Raw genomic sequence first — 24,111 nt, 5'->3', positions numbered from 1 at the left:
TATTAAGGATGTTTCAGTGCTTCTTATAAAATGCAGAATTAGTTTAAGAGATAAGGATATGTATATTTGGTGAACTGCTTATAAAGGGAAAGAGATTATTATAAAGTGAGGAATTGATAAATATATAGAAATTAATAGGTGCTTTTCTGACGTTCCTATTAAAAATGATATTGGTTAGTTAGATGAATTGCTTTGAAAGATACTTCCTATGTAGTTTTTAACCCTTATGAAATCAACGTTCTACGCTATATTAAAAAAATATAGCGTATTTTTTTCCTTGACATATTCCTGATACATTCGATTTATATACTTTGATTGTAAAGGAGATACAGTCATTCATCTTTCATTCATCACGAGCTCGGATTGGAAGAAATGTTGGACTGATCGAGAAAAGAATATTACATCTTTTAATTGAGGAGGATTTCAAATGAATTTTATAAAACGCGCTTTTTATAGTACAAAAGCGAAAAAAGGAAGAACCCTTTTGCTTACTTTTGTATTCTCAGCCATTTTAATATTCATTTTAGCAGGATTAACGATACAAAGTGCTTCATTAAAAGCAACAGAAAATGCCAAGAAAAGCATGGGGGCAACGGTTACGCTGTCTACAAATATGGAGAATGCGATGAAGAAATCAAGTTCGTCAGATAGCGATGATTCTTCTGATAAAAGTGATCGACCTGATCCAGGAAGTTTTTCCATCACTCCTGTTGATCTGGATACGGTCAATACATTAGCAAAGTTGGATAATGTAGCGTCTTATAGCATTTCCTCATCTACCTCTGTGAATGCCAAATCCTTTGATGCTATTTCTTCTGAAGATGAGGAAGAAGATGAATCTTCTTCTAGCAATTCTAGTAATGGAGGAAATAATCAGCAAGGCGGCCCTAATGGTGGCATGCAAATGATGAGAATGTCATCAGGGGATATTACCATTGAAGGGACAAATGCTACAGCAACAGCAAGTGATTTTACAAGTGGGACAGCCAAAATAACAGAAGGTGTTGGGATTACAGAAGATGATGTCGACAGCAATCATGCGGTTATTGAGACCAATTTAGCAAAAGCAAATGATATCTCAGTGGGCGATACGATCAAAGTGACTGATTCTGAGGATGAAGACACTGTTTATAAATTGAAAGTCGTAGGTATTTACAAAACTTCTGAAACAGCAGATGCAAGAAGTATGAGAATGACCGCTTTAAATCCATACAATGCCATTTACACATCTTACACATTTGCCAATAAAGTAAAAGGCGATGACTATAAAGATAGTGCAGATTCAGTGATTTATACATTATCTGATCCAGAAAAAATGGACACTTTTGAGAAAGATGCGAAAAAAGCGGGTCTTGATACAGATACGTATAGTTTACGAACGAATGATCAAGTATATCAACAAATGATTCAACCGCTAGAAAATGTAGAAAGCTTCGCCAAAAAAATCGTCATTCTTGTATCTGCAGCGGGTACAGTTATCTTAGCGCTGATCGTTATATTAATGATCCGCGAACGAAAATATGAGATCGGTGTACTACTATCACTTGGTGAAAAACGCTTCAAGATTATTGGCCAGTTCTTCGCAGAATTGCTAGCCGTCTTAATAGTTGCCCTTGTCATCGCTGGCGTGAGTGGCAAATTTGTTGGCAATATAGTGGGCGAACAACTATTAGAGCAACAAGCTACGACGACTGCCTCAACCTCAAATAATCAAGGCGGACCTGGTCAAGGAGGCCCAGGACAAGCTGGTGGGCAAAATCTAGGTCAAGGACGTCAAGGAGGTTCAGAAAATTTTGGCAGAGGATCATCCTTCTCAAACTTCGGTGCTTCCAGCGCTAAAAACGCGCAACAAATTGAAGATTTGAATATTACATTATCATTGAAAGAATTGGTGGAATTAGGTGGATTTGGACTAGCCATCAGCTTTTTAGCAGTGATTATCGCATCTATCGGTGTTATGCGTATGCAACCTAAAAAAATCTTAATCTCATAAGAGGGTGAAATGATGTTAGAAGTAAAAGACGTAAATTATTGGTATAACAATAAAGCTGATGCGCTTTATGAAAATGTCAACTTGACATTCGAAAAGGGAAAATTATATAGCATTTTAGGTTCAAGCGGTTCAGGAAAGACAACATTTCTTTCCTTGATCGCAGGACTAGATGTTCCTAAAACTGGCGAGATATTATATGAAGGAAAATCATTGAAGAAGATTGGCTTGACGAATTACCGTAATCAATATGTATCAATTGTCTTTCAATCCTATAATTTGCTGCCATATATGTCTGCGGTAGATAATATTGTATCAGCAATGGAAATTACTCATAGTCATCAAGCAAATCGAAAAGATTATGCGTTCTCCATGTTAGAAAAAGTGGGAATAACAAAGGAACTGGCGCAAAAAAATGTGCAGCATTTATCAGGTGGTCAACAGCAACGTGTAGCAATTGTACGGGCGATGTGCTGTGAAGCTCGACTTGTTGTGGCCGATGAACCAACTGGTAATTTAGATGAAAAAAATTCTTTAGAGATTGTTCGATTGTTTAAAGAATTAGCGCATAATCAAGGAAAATGTGTTATCGTCATTACCCATGAAAGAGAAATCGCAAAAGAATGTGATATTGTACTCGAGTTGAAGCATAAAAAATTCAATGAACTGCAATTTCAAAATTAGTTGAAGAGTCCAAGCTTTTCACGAATAGTATCAAGGCTTGCACTTCAAGAATCAGGAAAAAGCAGGAGATGAAAGCTCGATCGTTTCAGTAAATACGCAGTCACAGTTGGAATCGAGAAAACCTGTTGTCTAAGTTTTACTTTATATCAAAAAAGCTTGGTCGCTATAAAACGTATCAAGCTTTTTTGATATATTATTGCAGAAAACCCTATAATAATAGATGAATTATTAGTCAATACGGCAAATGTTTAAAGGACAGTTTTCACATTCACATTCTCTTTTTAGAAAATCTAATTTATGGACGGTAATAATACTTTTATCGAAAGATATTACTTCTAATTTTTTTAGTTCATTTAACATTCGATTAATGACTTCACGGCTAGTAGCACATAAATTGGCAAGATCTGAATTGGTTAATGGATAATCGATGACAATATCGCCATTCTCTTTCAACATACCATAAGTATTGGTTAGTCGAATAATGGTTGAGTATAGAGCACCTTTTTTACCATATAAAAGTAAATCACGCATTTTAGTTTGCGCTTTCAAATTTTGTAATTGCAACCAGCTTATGCACTCGATTAACAAAGCAGGTTCTTGACTTAAACACATTTCAAAAAGATTTTTATCAAGAGTAATGATCGTAGCTGATTCCATAACTTTAGCACTTAAAGGATAAAACCCTGTTTTACTAAAAATAATCCCCTCACCAATACAGTCATTGCTACCACAAATTCGAAGTGTCAATTCTTTACCACTAATAGTTTCTTTAGACAGAATGACTTTTCCCGATACGACATAAAAAATATCTTTTACCGGTTCACCTTCTAAGCATAGATGACTACCCTTTGAAATCTTAAGCAGTGAACCATTTTCTTTGAATATTTTAGAAATATTAGCAGGAAGTGGATCTATCTTATAAGAATTTACCATATCATCTACAACCTTCATTCATTTTTCTTCATTATAACATAGGAATTTAGGATTAATTCGATACTTTTAAACTGTCACATTTCTTTTAAAATTAGGCTTTGTTTAACAATACTGTTGATATTCATCAATTATGCTACAAGAAAAAGATGTTTTTACAAAAGAAGAAAGTCTCCGAAAGAGCGAATAAATCAGGAGAGAGCGAATAAAGGCCTCGGAAAGAGTAGAAAGCCTCTGATAGAGCAACTAAATATTAAATCAGCAAATACACTATATTTTTAGAAAAATTGGATCATCAACACACCTGATAAATGGATAAAATTAAATAATCAATACATTTGGTATGGAAAATCAATAATGTCATATAACAAAACGAAGAATATGGCAGAAAATCAACAATGTATATAAAAGGATTATAAAGGTCAAAAAAGGTCAAACATTTATCTTTACAATTCATGATAATGGAATTATAATATAATTAATCAAAAGGTCAAAAAAGGTCAAACGAAGGAGCTGGATCTTTATGCAAATGCAAATGAACAATGAAGAACAAAAAAGTCCATTGGAACAATTTGGACGAAATTTAGTAGAAGAAGTAAAGAAAGGTAAAATGGACCCCGTTATTGGGCGTGACCAAGAAATTCGAAATGTCATCCGAATCTTATCTCGTAAAACCAAAAATAACCCTGTATTAATCGGTGAACCTGGTGTTGGTAAGACAGCTATTGTGGAAGGATTGGCACAACGTATTGTCAAAAAAGATGTGCCTGAAGGATTAAAAGATCATCTTATTTATGAATTAGATATGAGTGCATTGATTGCAGGTGCAAGTTATCGTGGCCAATTTGAAGAACGTTTAAAAGGGGTATTAAAAGAAGTCAAAGAAAGTGAAGGACGTATCATTTTATTCATCGACGAAATTCACACGATCGTGGGAGCTGGTAAAACAGATGGTGCGATGGATGCAGGTAATATGTTGAAACCAATGTTAGCACGTGGTGAATTACATTGTATCGGTGCAACAACTTTAGATGAATACCGTATGTATATCGAAAAAGATCCTGCACTTGAACGTCGTTTCCAACAAGTATTAGTACGTGAACCATCTGTAGAAGATACTATTTCCATTTTACGTGGTCTAAAAGAAAGATTTGAATTGCATCATGCAGTTAAAATTCATGACCGCGCAATTGTAGCTGCTGCAGAACTTTCCAATCGTTATTTAACAGAACGATTCTTACCAGATAAAGCGATCGATTTGATCGATGAAGCTTGTGCGATGATTCGTACAGAAATTGACTCTATGCCACAAGAATTAGATGAAGTAACACGTCGACAAATGCAACTTGAAATTGAAGAACAAGCATTGATGAAAGAAAAAGACGATGCAAGCCAAAAACGTTTAGTTGCATTACGCGAAGAATTAGAAAAACTAAAAGAATCTTCTAAAGCTATGAAGGAACAATGGGAATCAGAAAAAGCATCATTGCATAAAATTCAAGAAAAACGTGAAATTTTAAATCGTTATCGCCGTGAATTAGAAGAAGCAGAAAATCAATATGATTTAAACAAAGCTGCCGTACTCCGTCACGGTAAAATTCCAGAACTTGAAAAAGAATTGAAACAATTAGAAAAATCTTTACAAGATGGAAACGAAACTCGATTATTACGTGAAGATGTTACAGCAGATGAAATTGCATCCATTGTTTCTAGATGGACAGGTATTCCAGTAACAAAGTTAGTAGAAGGTGAACGCGAAAAATTATTGCATTTGAAAGACACACTGCATGAACGTGTAGTTGGTCAAGATGATGCAGTACGCCTAGTAACAGAAGCTGTTTGGAGAGCAAGAGCTGGCATTCAAGATCCAAACAAGCCAATCGGATCATTCCTATTTTTAGGACCAACTGGTGTTGGGAAAACGGAATTGGCGAAAGCTTTAGCTGCTCAGTTATTCGATTCTGAGGATCATTTTATCCGAATTGATATGTCCGAATATATGGAAAAACACAGTGTTTCTCGTTTAGTCGGAGCACCTCCAGGATATATTGGTTACGAAGAAGGTGGTCAATTAACAGAAGCTGTTCGTCGTAATCCATACTCAGTTGTACTATTAGATGAAATCGAAAAAGCTCATCCAGATGTAGCAAATATTTTACTTCAAATCTTAGATGATGGCCGTATTACCGATAGTCAAGGGCGTACAGTGAACTTTACAAATACTGTCGTTATCTTAACTTCAAATATTGGTTCAAATTATTTAATGGATTTGAAAGACCAAGAAAATGAACATGCAGTGGAAGATTTAGTCATGGCGGCTTTAAAACAACACTTCAAACCTGAACTGCTTAACCGTTTAGATGACATCATTATGTTCCATTCATTAACGAATGAGCAATACTTTGAAATTGCTAAGAAATATATTCAATTATTGCAAAAACGAGTGGCTGAACAAGAAATTGAATTACAAGTGAACGAGGATGTTCTACAATGGGTTGCGAAAGAAGGAGTAGATCCTGCTTTTGGTGCTAGACCTTTACGCCGCTTTGTTCAACGTCATATCGAAACATTAGTTGCCCAAGAATTGTTAAAAGGGGAAGCAACTGCAGGAACAAAATTAGTAGTGTCTATGGAAGATGGTAAGGTAGTTATTCATAAAGAAAACTAAGCGAAATGTTAAAAAGCGATTCGATCTTAGTTATTAATAAGGTGATTTTATTAGTGGCTTTGCAACATGTGGTATTTCTGCAAAATAAAAATCCTGCCAAACGGCAGGATTTTTTTATTCTTGATGACCGATTTCTTTTGGTGAATCTTTTGGAATCACTGCATCGATGACAAGAAGTAACGCAGCAAATACAAGTGAGATCCATAAGCCTTTTGTAAATGCTGGACCATCAAATGCGACATTATTGATCGAGCTGACTACATAGTTTAATACTGTAACTAATAGGGCAGACCAAATGACTAAAATAATATATCTCATCTCTATTTCACCTCTAAACTAACTTATCTACTTATCCTATCATATCATATGTGCCCATTTATTTAAAAGAAACTTTTCAAATAGTTTGCGCAATAAAGTGAAACTCTATCAGTGGGGGTTTTCTGCATCCCCCACTGATGGTTAGCTGAACCAATCGGACTTTTACGGGCAGTTGATCCCCATCTATCTTTTCGTTTCTCTCTAAATCTTGAGATGGGGTCTTACTGCCCGTTAAAGCGGGATAAAGTGAAACTCTATCAGTGGGGGTTTTCTGCATCCCCCACTGAACTAGAGGAACGGAAGTGAAAAACGCCACGTCCTGTGGCAACACCTGAGTGACCAACATCCTGCCCGCCCGAACCAATCGGACTTTTACGGGCAGTTGATCCCCATCTATCTTTTCGTTTCTCTTTAAATCTTGAGATGGGGTCTTACTGCCCGTTAAAGCGGGATAAAGTGAAACTCTATCAGTGGGGGTTTTCTGCATCCCCCACTGATGGTTAGCTGAACCAATCGGACTTTTACGGGCAGTTGATCCACCATCTATCTTTTCGTTTCTCTCTAAATCTTGAGATGGGGGTCTTACTGCCCGTTAAAGCGGGATAAAGTGAAACTTTACGCAGTGGAGTAATCTTTTTTGTATATTCATTGAATGATCGGACTTATTGTAAGCCATTAATCCTTTTTTAATCCTGAAGTATGGATTTTTTGCCTATTTATACAAGATAAAATGGCAAAATGATGACGGAATGTTGAAAAGTAAAAAATTATTCGTTATAATTAAGACCAGATACTAATAATTGATAATAAGAAGAGAGGGGCTTCCTCATGAATGCTGGAATTGTTGGAGTAGGAAGATATGTTCCTGAAAAGGTTGTCACAAATTTGGACCTTGAAAAAGTAATGGATACTTCTGATGAATGGATTCGCACAAGAACGGGGATAGAAGAACGTCATATTGCAGCGGATGACGAAGATACATCAGATATGGCGTTTAACGCAGCAAAAAATGCATTAAAAAACGCAGGGATCACCGCTGAACAACTTGGTCTGATTTTGGTGGCGACAGTTACACCGGATCAGCCATTTCCAAGTGTTTCTTGTATGATCCAAGAACAATTGGGTGCAGTAAATGCTGCGGCGATGGATATCTCAGCAGCATGTTCAGGATATATATATGGACTTGTAACAGCAAAACAATTTATTGAAAACAATGCTTATGATTATATATTAGTAGTTGGTGTAGAAAAACTTTCAAAAATTACTGATTGGGAAGATAGAAATACAGCTGTGTTATTTGGCGATGGTGCAGCTGCTGCAATCGTGGGAAAAGTTTCAGAAGGACGTGGGATTCTTACTTACGAATTGGGCGCTGATGGAACTGGCGGTAAATATCTTTACCAAAATGAAAAAAATTATATTACCATGAATGGTCGCGAAGTATTTAAATTTGCGGTCCGTCAAATGGGGCAATCAGCGATCAATGTTATTGAAAAAGCAGGTTACACGAAAAATGATGTGGATTATTTAATCCCGCACCAAGCCAATATTCGTATAATGGAATCAGCAAGACAACGTTTAAATTTGCCATCTGAAAAAATGGCAGCTGTTATTAAAAAATATGGCAATACCTCAGCAGCTTCAATCGGTAATGCTTTAGTAGAGGAACTAGAAAATGGTAAAATTCATGATGATGATCTGATCGTTCTAGTAGGATTCGGAGGAGGTCTTACTTGGGGCGCAGTAGCCATAAAATGGGGAAGATAATATAAAAGAAAGAGAGGAATAAAATCATGACAAAACGTCGAGTAGTAGTGACTGGTATTGGAGCAGTAACACCACTAGGAAACGATATTTCAACAACTTGGGAAAATATTAAGGCAGGGAAAGTTGGAATTGGTCCTTTGACTAGATTGGATCAAGAAAAATTTCCAGTCCATGTTGCTGCAGAAGTAAAAGACTTTGAGATGGAGAAATATGTTTCTAGAAAAGATGCACGTAAAATGGATCGTTTCACTCAATTTGCATTAGCTGCTTCTATCATGGCAGTGGAAGATGCAAAACTCGAAATTACGCCTGAGTTAGGTCTACGCACGGGTGTTTGGATTGGATCAGGTATCGGCGGAATGGAAACATATGAGCAACAATTCAGGAATTTCCTTGAAAAAGGACAACGACGTGTAAGTCCTTTCTTTGTACCAATGATGATTCCTGATATGGCTGCGGGTCAAGTTTCTATTCATTTTGGAGCGAAGGCTATTAACTCTTGTACAGTAACTGCATGTGCTTCAGGTACAAATTCTATTGGCGATGCTTTTAAAGTAATTGAACGTGGCGATGCTGATGTGATGATTGCTGGCGGGGCTGAAGCACCGATCACGAACATGGCAGTAGCAGGTTTCTGTTCTAATACTGCATTATCATTAAATCCTGATCCACAAACTGCATCTCGACCATTTGATAAAAATCGCGATGGCTTTGTTATCGGGGAAGGTGCAGGGATTGTCATTTTAGAAGAATATGAACATGCGGTTGCGCGTGATGCAAAAATCTATGCAGAAGTAGTGGGCTATGGCTCAACTGGCGATGCATTCCATATTACAGCGCCAGCACCAGATGGGGAAGGTGCCGCTCGTTCTATGCAACAAGCAATCGATGACGCAGAAGTATCACCAGAAGTGGTTGATTATATTAATGCACATGGAACAAGTACTTACTATAATGATTTATATGAAACAAAAGCAGTAAAAACAGTTTTTGGAGAACATGCTTATAAGCTAGCAATCAGTTCAACAAAATCAATGACTGGCCACTTACTTGGAGCGGCAGGTGGTGTTGAAGCAATCTTCTCCGTTTTAGCTATAAAAGAAGGCATATTACCACCAACAATGAATCTTGAAACACCTGATGAAGAGTGTGATTTAGATTATGTACCGAACACTTTACGTGAGCAAGAAGTTTCTTATGTCTTAAGTAATTCATTAGGTTTTGGAGGCCATAATGCTTCCTTATTATTTAAGAAAATCTAATATTCAAAAACGTTCAGCACAGGGATGGACTCCCTGTGCTTTTTCGTATATTTTTTATTTAAAACTTATAATTATAACTATTCAAAATTTTAAAGAATATAAACTTTAACATAGTAGCATACTAAATTTTAATGATGCTATATATAATAGGAAGAAACTCTATTATTTTTAATCATATTAAAAGTCCTTCTCATGAATAGAGAAGGACTTTTGTTCATAGAATATAAAAAATAGTAAAGGATTCATGCATATGAGAATACTCATTTTTCTAATCTGTTATGGGTTGATTGTGTTAACATCCACCCATATGATTCTTTATTTAAACTATCACGCATTAGGATACACGTGGATGTCAGTTTTTACATTTATCTTGAACACAATGGATTTTAAAATATTCGTTGGTTCTTGGATAGGAATGCTTATCGTCTTTTTCTACCCAGCCCCATCGCAATCTCCATCTTCGAAACCGTTTCGCTAGCAATAGCATTGGCTTTTTCTGCACCATCATCGAGGATGTGATCTAGTTCAGATGAATGGATTAGTTCAGCAAATCGTTCTTGAATAGGTGTTAAATGCTTGATAATACTTTCAGCAACACCTGCTTTGAATGCACCATAGCCTAGACCTTCATATTTGGCAACGAGGTTATCAATAGAAATATCTGTTAAAGAAGCTTCGATCGTTAGGAGGTTAGAAACACCTGGCTTATTTTCTAGATCGAATCTTACAATTCCTTCAGAATCTGTCACAGCAGATTTTACTTTTTTCTCAATGTCTTTTGCAGAATCAAGTATGCGGATAGTTGCTTTTTTGTTGTCATCTGATTTGCTCATTTTTTTCAATGGATCTTGTAATGATTTAATACGTGCACCGTTTTTAGGTAATTGAATTTCTGGGATTTTGAATGTTTCTCCATAACGGTTATTAAAGCGTTCTGCTAAGTCGCGAGTAATTTCGAGATGTTGTTTTTGATCTTCTCCGACTGGCACGATATCCGTATTATAGAGCAAAATATCTGCTGCCATTAAAGGTGGGTAAGTTAGTAAACCAGCTGATACAGCATCTCTTCCTTTCGCTTTATCTTTGAATTGGGTCATACGTTCTAATTCTCCGATGTAAGATGTACAAGTTAGCATCCATCCAGCTTGTGCATGTGCAGGAACTTCAGATTGGATAAATAATATTGCCTTATCGGGGTCAATACCGGTTGCTAGATAAGTTGCTGCTAAGGTGCGGATGTTTTTGCTTAGCTCATCACTATCTTGTGGTACAGTGATGGCATGCTCGTCTACAATACTAAAAATGCAATCATAGTCATTTTGCATAGTGACAAATTGACGGAAGGCACCAATATAGTTGCCTAATGTAATAACACCTGTTGGTTGAACACCAGAAAAAATTCTTTTCATGTTGAAACTCCTCCTTAGAAATAGGCTCTCTCTGTTAATAATGTCGTTGATATTCACTTGATTTCGCTACAAATAGACAGTTTTCGCGGTAAATCAAAATCAACAGTCCAAAATAAAAAAACATCATGCATCCCAAATAGGGACGAATGATGTTTTGAATCCGCGGTACCACCCAAGCTTGTCGAAAATCGACCACTCTCTCTCGTAACGTGAGAAATACGAGCTTCACTACTGCGCAAAGGTTCATAAAGCTAACTCGGAAGCCCATTCCTTAAAGTGTATGATCTGTTCACACCTGCCACAGACTCTCTTGGACATACTGACTTTAAGTACTCCTCTTCGTCATCGTTCTAAATGTTCTGCTGAAAATTATAATATAGTTATATGCAAAATACAAGTTTCTCTTCTTTAATCAGTGTGATCCGCGTTAACGAGCAGTAAGACCCCACTTCAAGATGTTGAGAGAAACGAGAAAGATAGATGGAGGATCAACTGCCATATGTGTCCGAATGGTTTCATGGTTAATGTAAAATTTTTAACAGTTATCAATTAAATCAACTGCCATATGTGTTCGATTGATTTGGGCGGGCAAGATGTCGGTCACTCAGGTGTTACCACAGGACGTAGTAACACCTGAGTTTCTCTATTTCAGTGAGGGATGAAGAAAACCCTACTGATGGAGTTTACTTAATAATACTGTTATTATTTGGATTATTCTATTTTAGTTGTATAGTTAAATATACTAAATAAAAAGAAAAATAAGAAAAATAAGAATAATTATATTGATTTGTAATATAATTTATGTTAATTTAATAAAAAGTTGATTTAGAAAACCTAAATATTACAATTTCGAAATATATTTGGTTATTATTTTAGTAAATTCATTTAAAAAATTGGCAACTCAATTATCCAATTTCGTCCACCAAGATTGTTACTTTCAACAGTTTTCTATTACGGATGGTTCGCTGTTATGCGGGCATGTGGATTAAGCCGTTTCCTTAATACACATCAATTATCATAACATCATAAAAATATTTTTAGAAAGGAGCATGCCCTTGAAATCACCTGAAAAAATATTACAGATCAATCATTTACATACTAGTTTTAGGATAAAAGATCAACATTATGATGCAGTAGAAGATGTTTCTCTAACTTTAAAAGAAAATGAAGTACTTGCAATAGTTGGTGAATCAGGCTGTGGGAAAAGTACATTAGCAACTTCAATTGTTGGATTACACAATCCTGTAAATACAAAAGTTAAAGGTGAAATCATTTTTAATGGGCGCAATTTAATCAACTTAAAAGAAGATGAATTAAATAAAATACGGGGAAATGATATTGGATTCATTTTCCAAGATCCGCTTGCTGCTTTAAATCCTTTAATGAAAATTGGTGATCAAATTGCTGAAACTTTAAAATATCATATGGATTTAAACGAAAAACAGCGAAATGAACGTGTTTTGGAATTGCTCGATCAAGTAGGGATAGTTGATGCGAAAAGAGTTGTACATCAATTTCCACATCAACTCTCGGGTGGTATGAGACAACGGATTGTCATTGCCATCGCCATTGCTTGTAAACCTAAAATGATCATTGCAGATGAACCGACGACAGCACTAGATGTCACAATTCAAGCTCAAATCTTAGATCTACTGGACGATTTGCAAAAAGAAACAAATTCCGGGATTATTTTGATCACACATGATTTAGGTGTAGTGGCGGAAGTAGCTGACCGTGTAGCTGTAATGTATGCAGGACAGATCGTTGAGATAGCACCGGTTGTAGATCTATTTAGAAATCCAAAACATCCATATACAAGATCCCTTTTAAAATCTATTCCGCAAGCTGTTGATGAAAAAAGCCGTTTAGAAATTATTCATGGTATGGTCCCAACTCTAACAAAAATGCCTCGTAAAGGCTGTAGATTTGCATCTCGTATTCCTTGGGTTGCTGCAATAGAGCATGAAGAGAATCCGCAATTACATGAAGTTGAAAAACAACATTTTGTAAGATGTACCTGTTGGAGAAATTTTCATTTTGAAGGCGGAGACGGAGGTGGCATATCATGAGTTTTATGCAAATTAAAGATTTATGTGTTCATTATCCTATACGTGGTGGATTTTTTAATACAATTGTAGATTATGTTTATGCAGTTGATGGAGTATCAATGGAATTTGAGAAGGGAAAGACATATGGATTAGTTGGTGAATCTGGTTCAGGTAAATCAACGACAGGAAAGACCATTATTGGACTTGAAAAAATTACTTCTGGGCAAATTATGTATGAAGGTAAGGATGTGACAAAGCAACGTCGTAAACGAAACAGTGATTTTAGTCGAGAGATTCAAATGATTTTTCAAGATTCAACCTCAGCTATGAATCCTCGGAAAAGAATTCAGGATGTGATTGCAGAGCCAATTCGGAATTTTATGAAAATTTCCCCTAAAGAGGAAAAGCGTCGCATTATAGAATTGCTTGAGATTGTTGGTATGTCAGAAGAAGCCTTATTAAAATATCCTCATGAATTTTCAGGAGGACAAAAACAAAGAATAGGAATTGCACGTGCTGTTGCATGCAATCCCAAATTGATTATTGCTGATGAACCTGTTTCTGCACTTGATTTATCTGTTCAAGCTCAAGTATTGAATTTTATGAAAGATATTCAGACAGAATTTGGTTTAAGTTATTTATTTATATCTCATGATCTTGGGGTTGTTCGTCATATGTGTGATTACATATCAATCATGTATAAAGGCCGCTTTGTTGAAAGCGGAACAAGAGAAGATATTTATAATAATCCGAAACATATATATACAAAGCGTTTATTATCATCCATTCCAAATATAGAGCCTGAAACAAGGCAAGAACGCAAAAAAGTACGAAAAGAGGTTGAAGCATCATACAAGGAAAAGTCATATCAATACTATGATGAACATGGAAAAGTATATGGATTACAAGATTTTTCTCCAACCCACAAAGTAGCAATGAATGAATTGAAGAAAGGAGAACTATAAGTATGTGGAAAACAATTTTAAGACGTATACTTGTGATGATTCCTCAACTTTTCATATTAAGTTTGTTGATCTTCTGGATGGCAAAGATGATGCCTGGTGATCCATTTACAGGTCTGATTACACCAGATACCGATCCTAATCGTTTAGAGGAACTTAGAAAAGCAGCAGGGTTTTATGATCCTTGGTACATTCAATATTATCATTGGATAATTAATGCATTTCATGGGGATTTTGGTGATAGTTATGCGTTCAAAGATAGTGTAGCAAGTCTAATAGGACATCGTGCGTTGAATACATTATGGCTTTCTATATTTACTGTTTTATTAGTTTACTTGATTGCTATTCCATTAGGGATTTATGCAGGGCGCTATCAAAATTCTTTATTTGATAAAGGGACTGTATTATACAGTTTTGTTACATATGCTATTCCAACTTTTGTGTTAAGTTTACTGTTATTATTTTTCTTTGGATATAAACTGGGGTGGTTTCCAACTAGTGGCACTGTGGATGTAAAATACGAGACTGGAACTTTAGATTACTTTTTGAGTAAGTTTTATCACTTAATATTACCTGGTATTACGGGAGGAATACTGGGGACAACAACAGTACTTCAATATTTGCGCTCAGAAGTTATTGATGCAAAAACGCAAGATTATGTAAAGACAGCTCGAAGCAAAGGCGTTCCAATGGGGAAAATATATTCCAAACATATTTTTCGTAATTCGCTCTTACCAATAGCCGCCTTTCTAGGATTTACAATTACTGGTTTGCTAGGTGGTTCTATTTTTATTGAGACCATTTATGGCTATCCAGGCATGGGGCAATTATTTGTTCAATCTATAGGGCAACGTGATTATTCCGTTATTACAGCTTTAGTATTGCTTTATGGTTTTTTAGCGCTGCTTGGAAGCTTATTGTCGGATATTATTATGTGTCTTGTTGATCCTCGCATTCGAATTGAATAATTAAAGGCTTTGAAATGAGGAAGGGGTGGGTTAAATTGGTCAAAAAGAAGAAAGTTGAAGAAAGTATCCCTGCTACGGGATTACAAGTAGTTATAAGAGAGTTTTTAAAAGAAAAATTAGCCATTATTTCCTTAGTGATTTTATTGATCATCATTATTGGAGCATTTGTTTGGGCTCCGTTAATCGATAAAGATGAACTCATGAAAATTAGTCTGGCAAATATATTTTTGCCACCAGGAGAGAATGGTTTCATATTAGGTACCGACCAAGGTGGCAGTGATGTTTTAGGTCAACTCGTCATTGGGGCAAGAAATTCCTTACTAATTGCATTTTCAATTACTGCAATATCTATGTTTCTTGGAGTTTTAATAGGGAGTATTGCAGGGTATTATGGTGGATTTATCGACAACCTAATTATGAGAATATTAGATTTTTATATCACTCTCCCAACTTTAATGTTAATTATTGTATTCGTAACCATTGTTCCAAAATATAATGTATTGACTTTCGTATTGATTTTAAGTGCTTTTTCTTGGGTAAGTACTGCTAGGTTGACTCGAAGTAAAGTACTCTCCGAAGTGAGAAAAGATTATGTAAGTGCTTCAAAAACAATGGGGACCAGCGATTTTTCAATCATTTTTAAAGGAATTATTCCGAATATCAGTTCCATCTTGATAGTTGAGCTTGTATTAAATTTGGCTGGTAATGTTGGTATTGAAACGGGTTTATCTTATCTGGGCTTTGGATTACCGCCAGATGTTCCTAGTTTAGGGACATTGGTTGGTTATGCTAGTAATTCCGATGTCATTGAAGATAAGTATTGGGTATGGTTACCTGCATCATTATTAATTTTAATTTTGATGCTGGCGATAAATTATGTTGGACAGGTATTCAGACGAGTAGCTGACTCCAAACAAAGACTAGGATGAGGAGGAAAAATATGAAAAAGAAAAGTTGGTTTCTATTAACAGTTCTTGCATCATTACTATTAGTTTTAGTAGCGTGCGGTGGAGGGGACAAGGACAAAAAAGAAAGTGAAGAGAAAGAAAAAGTTGATACTAGTAAGCTCGCAGTGGATGTGAAAAACGATGGAACGCCTATAAAAGGGGGGATCCTAAAAGTAGGCTTACAATTAGATGCTCCTTTTAAAGGAATGTTTTTATATGAGTTATACCAAGATGCATATGATGCAGAAATACTTGCATATACTTCGAATTCACTTTTCGATACAAAAGAGGATTTTTTAATTGATGATACAGGTTTAGGAAAATTAAAAGTCGATGAAAAAGCAAACAAAGCAACGATTACTATTCAAAAAAATGTAAAATGGTCTGATGGGAAGCCATTGACAGCAGATGATGTGATTTACCCATATTTAATTATTGGGCATAAAGATTATACAGGTGTTCGTTATGATGCAGATTTCCAGAATATCGTAGGGGCTAAAGAATATCATGACGGTAATGCAAAAGATATTTCCGGCATTAAAAAAATAGATGATTATACAGTAGAAATTTCCTTTAAGAAAATTTCACCGGCCATCTATTCTGGTGGGGATGGTTTATGGGGATATGCTGCACCATACCACCAATTAAAAGATATCCCAATTAAAGATTTACAAAAATCTGATGCAGTGCGTAAAACTCCTGTAACTCTTGGTGCGTTTGTGATTGATAAAATTGTTAAAGGTGAATCTGTTGAATTAGTAGCCAATAAAAATTACTGGAAAGGGAAACCTAAAATTGATAAGGTGGTTATTTCAGTGGTATCTTCAGCCACAGCTCCAGAAGCATTAAAAACTGGCAAATTTGATTTGCTAGCACCAAACTATCCATCAAATGATTATAATACGATTAAGGATTACAAAAATATTACTGTACTAGGACGCCCAGAGTTAGCGTACTCTTATCTTGGCTTTAAAGAAGGAAAATGGGATTCTAAAAAATCAGAAGTTGTCGTTGATTCGAATGCAAAAATGGCTGATAAGAAATTGCGTCAAGCGATTGCGTATGGTATGGATATTGAAACAGTAGCCAATGAATATTATGATGGTTTACGTTCACGTGCTAATTCTTTAATTCCACCAGTGTTTGCAACATACTATGACAGTAGTTTAAAAGGTTACAATTATGATCCTGAAAAGGCAAAAAAATTGCTAGATGAAGCAGGTTATAAGGATACAAATAATGATGGCTTCCGTGAAGATCAAAATGGAAAAGCATTTACGATAAAATTAGCTGGAATGTCTGGTTCTGATAAAGATAATAAAATCGCTCAATACTATATCCAAAATTGGAAAGATATCGGTTTAAAAGTAGAGTTAACAACTGGTCGTTTAATTGAATTTAATTCTTTCTATGACAAAGTTGATGCAGACAACAAAGATATTGATATGTTTATGGCGGCATGGGGAACTGGAACAAATCCATCACCAATTGGACTGTACTCAAAGTATGCATCATTTAATTATTCACGATATACTACTCCAGAATTAGAAGAACAGTTAAACGCAATTGATTCAAAAGAAGCTTTAGATCCAGATTATCGTGCACAAGCATTTAAGAAATGGCAAGAAACGATGAAAGAAGAGGCAGTTACTGTACCTATGTATTTCCGTACAGAAATTATTCCTGTTAACAAGCGTGTGAAAAAATTCAGTATAGATTATGTCAATGGCACTGAATTACAAGATATAGAATTAACAGCTGATGAACCTATCAAAGAATAATAAATAATTGTGAAAATATGCCATATAAAAGTACCCTCTAGAGGACATAAAAAGTCCATTCTAAAGGGTACTTTCAATTGAATGTGAATCGGCTTTTTTGTTTTATTATTGAATCAATTTCATAATACAAAATTCAGATAAAAAACACGAACATTTTAAATCAACATGAACATTAATATTCAGAAATTTTTGTTCCGCTCCAGACGGCGCTTTCCACGGGCTTGGCTTCAATCTCCTCGGCACTACGTTCCTGCGGGGCTTTCAGCTCAAGCTTTTCCCGTAGGACTTTGAATAAACTTCCTGAACTCACACCGCACGAAGAAAATGCATGCATTTTCGAGGAGTCGCCGTCTTCCGCTCCACAACTATCAAAATTAGTTATTCTTAAATGTTCGTATTTTTTAAGAAGAAAATGATTTATGAAATCGATTCTATTGTGCATTGATTTTTAAATAGAATTATGGGGTTTTATTTTTTGTTTCCATAAATTATTTGATACGCTCTGATTATCTAAAATACATAGCGATTTGGCCTGGACTTGAAGTAGAATAATGTCATGACAGCATCTTTGTATATAGAGAACTCGGTTACTGATACAATTCATTTTTCTGTTCTAGTTTTGTTAAATAAAAATTTTTTGTAAAAAAATATAAAAAGTGAAACCTTTTGAAAGATGAATTCGTAGTAATACTAGGAGGTTATCATTTTCAATTTCCATTTCTAAATGAGAATATTTTTATTGTTTTTTTCTGTTTAAAGATTTTTATTTTTGGCTATAGTAATAACATAAGTGAGAATTGCTCGAAATGTATAATCTAAAATGCTTAAAATAATAGAATAATTAAACATAAATCAATTAAAATTATTTCTTTTTTGTGTATATCCAAATGAGAAAATATGTTGTATAATGATGTTAGACTTCTTTATTAGAGTAATTCTAATTTAAAAATAGCTAGATGTTTATATAATATACATTTTGAAAGGGTGTGTTTGATATGATGGTCACTTTATTTACATCACCAAGTTGTACTTCATGTAGAAAAGCAAAAGCATGGTTGGAAGAACATGAAATTCCGTACAAAGAACGCAATATTTTTGCAGAACCACTTAGCATTAGTGAAATTAAAGAAATTTTACGAATGACTGAAGATGGAACAGATGAAATTATCTCAACACGTTCTAAGATCTTCCAAAAATTAAAAGTGGATTTAGAATCTTTACCTTTACAAAGATTATATGAATTGATCCAAGAAAACCCAGGGCTTTTGCGTCGTCCAATTATTTTAGATGAGAAACGTCTTCAAGTCGGATATAATGAAGATGAAATTCGACGTTTCTTACCACGTAAAGTACGTGCTTTCCAATTACAGGAAGCACAAAAAATGGTGAATTAATCGCATAGTTGGAGAACATATGTACAAGCTAAGCTAGAGCTCCCCGAAAAATTGGAGTTTTAGCTTTTTTATTTGGATTTGATTTGAAGCTTGGAACATAATAGGATGAAAAGCTTCTTGATCCCACATAAAGTGAAGCTTCCATCATTGGGGGGTTCTTCATCCCCCCACTGAAATAGAAGAACTTCACGTCCTGTGGCAACACCTGAGTAACCAACATCCTGCCCCCCAAACCAATCGGGCGCATGCGGCGGCAGTTGATCCCCCACCTATCTTTCTCGCTTTTCTCTAAAACTTGAGGTGTGGGTCATACTGCCCGTTGACGCGGGATAAATAGGCAGTAAGTTCTCCATATCGAGACGAAAAATATATAGCATAAAATCAGTGTGCAACCAAGAGTAATTGCCTATAAAGAGCGTGATCGATTTAGCGATGACACAGTGGAAAACCGAAGAAAAACCTACATTTGAGTGAAGTTTCACTTTATGCAGGAATATAGTATTATAATAAAGGTAGTTACAATTTGCGAATTATTATTGCAATTGTTAACATACTCTATTATATTTCATATACTATTGTTATTTCTTGAGATTTATTCTTTTCATTTTTCGCTATCTCGTCATACAATAGTAAGAGACGCTGTTTATGTGCTACACCTTCAAGAATCTGGCTAACAGTCAAATCTTTTTTAGAAGTAGTGACCGGAGGGAGTTGTGTAATATGGATATGGAACGCATTAATGAGAATACACTAAAACTCTTCATTTCTTATCTTGACATTGAAGAACGCGGTTTCACGAAAGATGAAATATGGTATAACCGAGAAAAAGGCGAAGAACTCTTTTGGGTAATGATGGAAGAGCTTAATGACGATATAGATTTTGAAATGGATGGTCCATTATGGATTCAAGTTGTAGCAAAAGAAAATGGGCTTGAGTTAACTGTCACTACTGCCAAATTCAACTCGGATGGATTATTAGACCTACCTTCAAGTTTGGAAGAGAAAAGAAAGTTTTTTGAAAGTGCCTTTAATGGCATGGATATCAAGCCTCATGAATTTGAGGAATTTTTCAATGATTCGGATGAATTTTTGGATGGCTATACATTCGTTCTAAAAGAATTCGATGATATTATCGACATTGCTTATAGAATGCCAGAAGAAGCCAATTTTGAAAATTCATTATTTGAAATGGAAGGTAAGTATTACTTACATGTCAAATTTGATGAAGACAGTACGATGGGCGACCTAGAGAATTACTTGAGTGTCATTTCTGAATGTGCTGAGGAAGCAGATACAACCATTCATTTATTAGAAGAATACGGAAAAGTAATCATGAAAGACAACTGTTTTGAAACAGTTCGAAAATATTTTTAGTACGAAAAGCACAGCTCACTTAAAGAATGATTTGCAAGATCAACATGCTTTATTGACTAAACATCTAGACATATCTTGCATATTTTTCGACAAAATGTATAACAATGGGGATATCTAAGAGTGATGAAATCATTTAAAGGTATCTCCATTTTTTAGTGTATTTTTGCAAAAGGATGAAGAAATTGTTACTAAGAGAAGTTTCACTTTATCCCGTAGGAACAAGCAGTAAGACACACATTAAGATGCAAGTAAAAAAGTAGGTAAAAGGTGTGCAACTGCCTGAAAAGCCCGATTGGTTCAACTAACTCCCAGAGGAGGAAAATCACCTCTAAGAGAAGTTTCACTTTATCCCGCTAGAACAGGCAACAAGCTCACGATGTGTAACGTTTCATTTTATTTGCAAATGGGACAGAATATTCATAAAATTTAATAGGAGGTGATATTATTTTAACAGCGTTCAATGAGCAGAATGAGTTAATCACACTAACAAGGAATGTGAAAAGAGACCATTTAGAGAAATTGCGAAAAAAAGAGCAGTTTTATTGTCCACAATGTCAGGAGCCCTTACTGTTGAAAATCGGACAAGTGATGATTCCCCATTTTGCCCATCAAAAAAAGAGTAAGTGTCAAGGCTTGTTTTCAGAAGGAGAAACAGCTACCCATTTATTGGGGAAGCATCAGTTATATGAAATGTTTCAGAAATTGCAGCTAAATGTTCAAATCGAGCCTTATTTCAAGGAAATATCTCAGCGTCCTGATTTACTAGTTGAGAGTAATCATCAACGGTTTGCCATTGAATTTCAATGTAGTACGATTCCAATCCCCCAAATGGAAACTCGTACAGAGGGCTATCTGCGAGCCAATATACAGCCAATTTGGATTTTAAAAACCCCAAAGGACAAACGCCCCTATCCAGATGGTATTCAACAAATTAAACTATCCCCATTTAAACAGCAATTTATCACATACATCCAAAATCATCTTCATCTAATCACTTTTGATCCTGAATCTGCGACCTTTGTTTATTTTTCTTATTTACTCCCAATAGGAGGAGGGTATCGTTTTATTGGAAAGGTACAGCATTTACCATTAGAGGCGCAGCACTTTCCTTTTTTAAATGTGCTAGTACCCTCCGAATCTGATTTTCAAATCTATTGGCAGCTCTGGAAAAAAGAACGATTCCTTTTTTTAAGAAGAAGAGTATTGATGAGTAGAAAAGGTGTACAAGACTCCTTTTTACGTGCTTGTTATTTTATGAACTATCCGGTAGAGAAGCTGCCTTTATTTATAGGCATTCCTGTTACAAAGCACATGCACTTTTCTGTGTTTGAAGTGGAATGGCAAATGCTCTGGCTTATGTTTCTAATCGAACAGGGTGAAAATTTTACTCATCCTTCGTCAAGAAGCATCAATGAATTTTGTAAAAGGTATCCTGCAATATGCCTAGATCAACAAGCAGTCGTATCATTAGAAAATTATCATTTCATATTGAGAAGATTAGGGATAACGTGCATCAATAGTCAATTTGATGAAAAAATGCTATGGCAATCTATATATGCCCAATTTCTTGCAAAGCGTTGAGAAAATTGAGAAAATATGATAGTACTTCGTTTTTCAGGAACAAATTAAATTAGGGGGTCATATCATGGCTGAAAATCAACAAACAAAAGTACTGACAAGAGAAGAGGTACCGACCGAGCTAACTTGGAAACTAGAGGATATTTTTGCGACAGATGCTGCATGGGAAGAAGCATTTAAAGAAATTAGTGAACTCGGGAAACAAGCTGCAAGCTATCAAGGTACCATTAAAGATGGTGCTGAAGCATTGTTAAAGGTTTTACGTTTCCGAGATGATGTGTATTATAAGTTGGGCAAGCTCTATGCATATGCTCACATGCGTAATGATCAAGATACAACGAATGCCACTTATCAAGCAACCGATAGTCGTGCTAAAACATTATATGCCCAAATCTCAACAAGTCTCTCTTTCCTAACACCTGAAATTCTATCTTTAGATGAAGCGGTTATTGAAGGGTACTTGAAAGAAAACGAAGATCTTCAATTATATAAACAAGAAATCGAAGAAATCAATAAAGAACGTCCTCATATTTTGCCAGCAGAACAAGAAGCCATCCTTTCTCAGCTGTCAGAAGTGACAGGTTCTTCAGCAAATACATTTAGTATGTTAAACAATGCTGATTTAGAGTTCCCGACGATCAAAGATGAAGACGGCAATGAAGTTCCATTAACACATGGCAATTATGTTCACTTCCTAGAAAGTAAAGATCGCTCAGTAAGGGAAACAGCGTTCCATGCCATGTACAGCACATATGGAAATTTCAAAAACACATTCGCTGCTACATTATCAGGAAATGTGAAAGCTCATAATGTGAGTGCACGTATTCGCCACTATGATTCTGCACGTCAAGCAGCAATGTCTGCCAATAGCATTCCTGAAAAAGTATATGATCAATTAATCGATACGATCCATAAATATTTGCCATTAATGCATCGTTATATTTCATTGCGTAAGAAAATTCTTGGTATTGACGAATTGCATATGTGGGATATTTACACGCCGCTTGTACCAGAATCTAAAATCAATATGACTTACGAGGAAGCCAAAACACATATGCTAAAGGCTTTAAGCGTAATGGGCGATGAATACGTTGGAATCCTCCAAAAGGCCTTAAAAGACCGCTGGGTGGATGTAGTAGAAAGCAAAGGTAAACGCAGTGGTGCTTACTCATCAGGTTCATATGGTACAAATCCATATATTTTGTTGAATTGGCAAAACAATTTAGATAATCTATTTACACTTGTACATGAATTTGGACATAGCGTTCACAGCTACTATACACGTAATAACCAACCATTTGTCTATGGTGATTATTCTATTTTCGTTGCTGAAGTAGCTTCTACTTGTAATGAAGAATTATTAAACAACTATCTATTGAAGACAATTGATGATCCGAAAACAAGGATATATATTTTAAATCATTGGTTGGAAGGTTTCCGTGGTACGATTATTCGTCAAACCATGTTTGCTGAGTTTGAACACATTGTTCATGAATTGGATCAAAAAGGTGAAGCACTTACGGCGGAAAGTATGACGAAAGTATACTATGATCTAAATAAGCAATACTTCGGAGAAGATATGGTCATCGACGAAGAGATTGGGTTAGAGTGGGCACGTATTCCTCACTTCTACTACAATTACTATGTTTACCAATATGCAACAGGTAAAAGTGCCGCTATTGCTTTAAGCTCTCAAATCCTTTCTGAAGGCGATACAGCGGTTGAACGATATATCAATAAATTCCTAAAAGCAGGCTGCTCTGACTATCCTATCAACGTTTTAAAAGCAGCTGGTGTTGATATGGAATCAGCATCTCCAATTGAGGAAGCATGCAAAGTGTTTGAACGTAATTTAGGTGAACTTGAAAAATTGTTAGTGAAATAATCTAATATAGTGAAGTGAAATTCAAGGGATTTGTCTGAAAAGTAGAGATTTAACTCTATAGTATGTAAAACAAAATGAGCACAGAGTGTGATCAACAACATTCTGTGCTTTTTGTATAGCATCTTTTTAGTGATACTTTTTCAGCT

19 protein-coding genes and 1 other annotated feature are annotated in these 24,111 nt (G+C 35.5%); of the genes, 15 read left to right on the top strand and 4 right to left on the bottom strand.

Going from position 1 to position 24,111, the window contains the following annotated elements; genetic code table 11:
- Positions 1–427: 427 nt before the first annotated feature.
- Together FEZ13_RS09180 and FEZ13_RS09175 are read left to right on the top strand one after the other, a co-directional pair.
- On the top strand, positions 428–1,993 hold the full coding sequence (locus tag FEZ13_RS09180; protein WP_146552367.1) for an ABC transporter permease: 1,566 nt from the start codon (positions 428–430) through the stop codon (positions 1,991–1,993).
- Between the two features lie 12 nt (positions 1,994–2,005).
- Entirely contained in the window at positions 2,006–2,674 is a 669-nt protein-coding gene (locus FEZ13_RS09175) for an ABC transporter ATP-binding protein (RefSeq protein ID WP_255473083.1), read from the top strand.
- Positions 2,675–2,902: 228 nt separating this feature from the next.
- Here the strand turns inward: FEZ13_RS09175 and FEZ13_RS09170 are convergent, their stop codons facing one another.
- A complete protein-coding gene (locus tag FEZ13_RS09170) occupies positions 2,903–3,607 on the bottom strand; it encodes a Crp/Fnr family transcriptional regulator (RefSeq protein ID WP_146552365.1) in 705 nt (234 codons plus the stop codon).
- Positions 3,608–4,127: 520 nt separating this feature from the next.
- Here FEZ13_RS09170 and FEZ13_RS09165 point away from each other — a divergent pair.
- Positions 4,128–6,272 carry an ATP-dependent Clp protease ATP-binding subunit gene (locus FEZ13_RS09165; protein ID WP_146549594.1) on the top strand — a complete coding sequence of 715 codons (2,145 nt, stop codon included), beginning with the start codon at positions 4,128–4,130 and terminating at the stop codon, positions 6,270–6,272.
- A gap of 114 nt (positions 6,273–6,386) precedes the next feature.
- On the opposite strand, the gene FEZ13_RS09160 is transcribed toward FEZ13_RS09165, so the two are convergent.
- A complete protein-coding gene (locus FEZ13_RS09160; RefSeq protein ID WP_146549593.1) occupies positions 6,387–6,590 on the bottom strand; it encodes a YjzD family protein in 204 nt (67 codons plus the stop codon).
- A gap of 828 nt (positions 6,591–7,418) precedes the next feature.
- Between FEZ13_RS09160 and FEZ13_RS09150 the strand changes: the two genes are divergently transcribed.
- The 3 genes from FEZ13_RS09150 to FEZ13_RS20575 all read left to right on the top strand — a co-directional run bounded on the left by FEZ13_RS09150 (position 7,419) and on the right by FEZ13_RS20575 (position 10,097).
- Positions 7,419–8,357 carry a beta-ketoacyl-ACP synthase III gene (locus FEZ13_RS09150; protein ID WP_146552364.1) on the top strand — a complete coding sequence of 313 codons (939 nt, stop codon included), beginning with the start codon at positions 7,419–7,421 and terminating at the stop codon, positions 8,355–8,357.
- 26 nt (positions 8,358–8,383) lie between these two features.
- Entirely contained in the window at positions 8,384–9,619 is a 1,236-nt protein-coding gene (gene fabF, locus FEZ13_RS09145) for a beta-ketoacyl-ACP synthase II (protein WP_146552363.1), read from the top strand.
- 244 nt (positions 9,620–9,863) lie between these two features.
- On the top strand, positions 9,864–10,097 hold the full coding sequence (locus tag FEZ13_RS20575; RefSeq protein WP_483314023.1) for a YuzI family membrane protein: 234 nt from the start codon (positions 9,864–9,866) through the stop codon (positions 10,095–10,097).
- Here the strand turns inward: FEZ13_RS20575 and trpS are convergent.
- On the bottom strand, positions 10,039–11,028 hold the full coding sequence (gene trpS / locus FEZ13_RS09140; protein ID WP_146552362.1) for a tryptophan--tRNA ligase: 990 nt from the start codon (positions 11,026–11,028) through the stop codon (positions 10,039–10,041). The genes FEZ13_RS20575 and trpS overlap by 59 nt on opposite strands.
- Positions 11,029–11,163: 135 nt before the next feature.
- Positions 11,164–11,383: a binding site (T-box leader), on the bottom strand.
- Positions 11,384–12,077: 694 nt separating this feature from the next.
- On the opposite strand from trpS, the gene FEZ13_RS09135 reads away from it, so the two are divergent.
- From FEZ13_RS09135 to spxA, 6 genes are all read left to right on the top strand, one after another.
- The gene (locus FEZ13_RS09135; protein WP_146552361.1) at positions 12,078–13,097 is read left to right on the top strand and encodes an ABC transporter ATP-binding protein; all 1,020 of its coding nucleotides are present in this window, start codon (positions 12,078–12,080) and stop codon (positions 13,095–13,097) included.
- The gene (locus FEZ13_RS09130; RefSeq protein WP_146552360.1) at positions 13,094–14,041 is read left to right on the top strand and encodes an ATP-binding cassette domain-containing protein; all 948 of its coding nucleotides are present in this window, start codon (positions 13,094–13,096) and stop codon (positions 14,039–14,041) included. Before FEZ13_RS09135 ends, FEZ13_RS09130 begins: the two co-directional genes overlap by 4 nt.
- 2 nt (positions 14,042–14,043) lie before the next feature.
- Positions 14,044–15,006: an oligopeptide ABC transporter permease gene (gene opp4B / locus FEZ13_RS09125; RefSeq protein ID WP_146552359.1), complete on the top strand. Its 963-nt coding sequence runs from the start codon at positions 14,044–14,046 to the stop codon at positions 15,004–15,006.
- Positions 15,007–15,020: 14 nt separating this feature from the next.
- Positions 15,021–15,935, top strand: a complete 915-nt coding sequence (locus FEZ13_RS09120; RefSeq protein ID WP_146552358.1) for an ABC transporter permease — start codon at positions 15,021–15,023, stop codon at positions 15,933–15,935.
- Positions 15,936–15,946: 11 nt separating this feature from the next.
- The gene (locus FEZ13_RS09115) at positions 15,947–17,734 is read left to right on the top strand and encodes an oligopeptide ABC transporter substrate-binding protein (RefSeq protein ID WP_146552357.1); all 1,788 of its coding nucleotides are present in this window, start codon (positions 15,947–15,949) and stop codon (positions 17,732–17,734) included.
- A 998-nt stretch (positions 17,735–18,732) separates the two neighbouring features.
- On the top strand, positions 18,733–19,128 hold the full coding sequence (gene spxA / locus FEZ13_RS09110) for a transcriptional regulator SpxA (RefSeq protein ID WP_146549985.1): 396 nt from the start codon (positions 18,733–18,735) through the stop codon (positions 19,126–19,128).
- A gap of 68 nt (positions 19,129–19,196) precedes the next feature.
- Here the strand turns inward: spxA and FEZ13_RS09105 are convergent, their stop codons facing one another.
- Positions 19,197–19,397, bottom strand: coding sequence for a hypothetical protein (locus FEZ13_RS09105; protein ID WP_146552356.1), 201 nt, complete (start codon positions 19,395–19,397; stop codon positions 19,197–19,199).
- 451 nt (positions 19,398–19,848) lie between these two features.
- Here FEZ13_RS09105 and mecA point away from each other — a divergent pair, with 451 nt between their 5' ends.
- The 3 genes from mecA (at position 19,849) to pepF (ending at position 23,965) form a co-directional block, all read left to right on the top strand.
- Positions 19,849–20,502 (top strand): adaptor protein MecA, encoded by a 654-nt coding sequence (mecA, locus tag FEZ13_RS09100; protein WP_146549582.1) that lies wholly within the window; start codon positions 19,849–19,851, stop codon positions 20,500–20,502.
- A 495-nt stretch (positions 20,503–20,997) separates the two neighbouring features.
- Entirely contained in the window at positions 20,998–22,083 is a 1,086-nt protein-coding gene (locus FEZ13_RS09095) for a competence protein CoiA (protein WP_483314022.1), read from the top strand.
- A gap of 64 nt (positions 22,084–22,147) precedes the next feature.
- Entirely contained in the window at positions 22,148–23,965 is a 1,818-nt protein-coding gene (gene pepF, locus FEZ13_RS09090; protein ID WP_146549580.1) for an oligoendopeptidase F, read from the top strand.
- The last annotated feature ends 146 nt before the right edge of the window (positions 23,966–24,111 follow it).

The sequence above is a fragment of the Rummeliibacillus sp. SL167 genome (genome assembly GCF_007896505.1).
Lineage (GTDB): Bacteria > Bacillota > Bacilli > Bacillales_A > Planococcaceae > Rummeliibacillus > Rummeliibacillus suwonensis.
The sequence above is the reverse complement of the archived record's forward strand: the minus strand, read 5'-3'. Positions and strand labels throughout refer to the sequence as shown.

Bases quoted from the DNA above. Each gene is read 5' to 3' on its own strand.
- FEZ13_RS09180 (WP_146552367.1), top strand. From the start codon at position 428: ATGAATTTTATAAAACGCGCTTTTTATAGTACAAAAGCGAAAAAAGGA.
- FEZ13_RS09175 (WP_255473083.1), top strand. From the start codon at position 2,006: ATGTTAGAAGTAAAAGACGTAAATTATTGGTATAACAATAAAGCTGAT.
- FEZ13_RS09170 (WP_146552365.1), bottom strand. From the start codon at position 3,607: ATGGTAAATTCTTATAAGATAGATCCACTTCCTGCTAATATTTCTAAA.
- FEZ13_RS09165 (WP_146549594.1), top strand. From the start codon at position 4,128: ATGCAAATGCAAATGAACAATGAAGAACAAAAAAGTCCATTGGAACAA.
- FEZ13_RS09160 (WP_146549593.1), bottom strand. From the start codon at position 6,590: ATGAGATATATTATTTTAGTCATTTGGTCTGCCCTATTAGTTACAGTA.
- FEZ13_RS09150 (WP_146552364.1), top strand. From the start codon at position 7,419: ATGAATGCTGGAATTGTTGGAGTAGGAAGATATGTTCCTGAAAAGGTT.
- fabF (WP_146552363.1), top strand. From the start codon at position 8,384: ATGACAAAACGTCGAGTAGTAGTGACTGGTATTGGAGCAGTAACACCA.
- FEZ13_RS20575 (WP_483314023.1), top strand. From the start codon at position 9,864: ATGCATATGAGAATACTCATTTTTCTAATCTGTTATGGGTTGATTGTG.
- trpS (WP_146552362.1), bottom strand. From the start codon at position 11,028: ATGAAAAGAATTTTTTCTGGTGTTCAACCAACAGGTGTTATTACATTA.
- FEZ13_RS09135 (WP_146552361.1), top strand. From the start codon at position 12,078: ATGCCCTTGAAATCACCTGAAAAAATATTACAGATCAATCATTTACAT.
- FEZ13_RS09130 (WP_146552360.1), top strand. From the start codon at position 13,094: ATGAGTTTTATGCAAATTAAAGATTTATGTGTTCATTATCCTATACGT.
- opp4B (WP_146552359.1), top strand. From the start codon at position 14,044: ATGTGGAAAACAATTTTAAGACGTATACTTGTGATGATTCCTCAACTT.
- FEZ13_RS09120 (WP_146552358.1), top strand. From the start codon at position 15,021: ATGAGGAAGGGGTGGGTTAAATTGGTCAAAAAGAAGAAAGTTGAAGAA.
- FEZ13_RS09115 (WP_146552357.1), top strand. From the start codon at position 15,947: ATGAAAAAGAAAAGTTGGTTTCTATTAACAGTTCTTGCATCATTACTA.
- spxA (WP_146549985.1), top strand. From the start codon at position 18,733: ATGGTCACTTTATTTACATCACCAAGTTGTACTTCATGTAGAAAAGCA.
- mecA (WP_146549582.1), top strand. From the start codon at position 19,849: ATGGATATGGAACGCATTAATGAGAATACACTAAAACTCTTCATTTCT.
- pepF (WP_146549580.1), top strand. From the start codon at position 22,148: ATGGCTGAAAATCAACAAACAAAAGTACTGACAAGAGAAGAGGTACCG.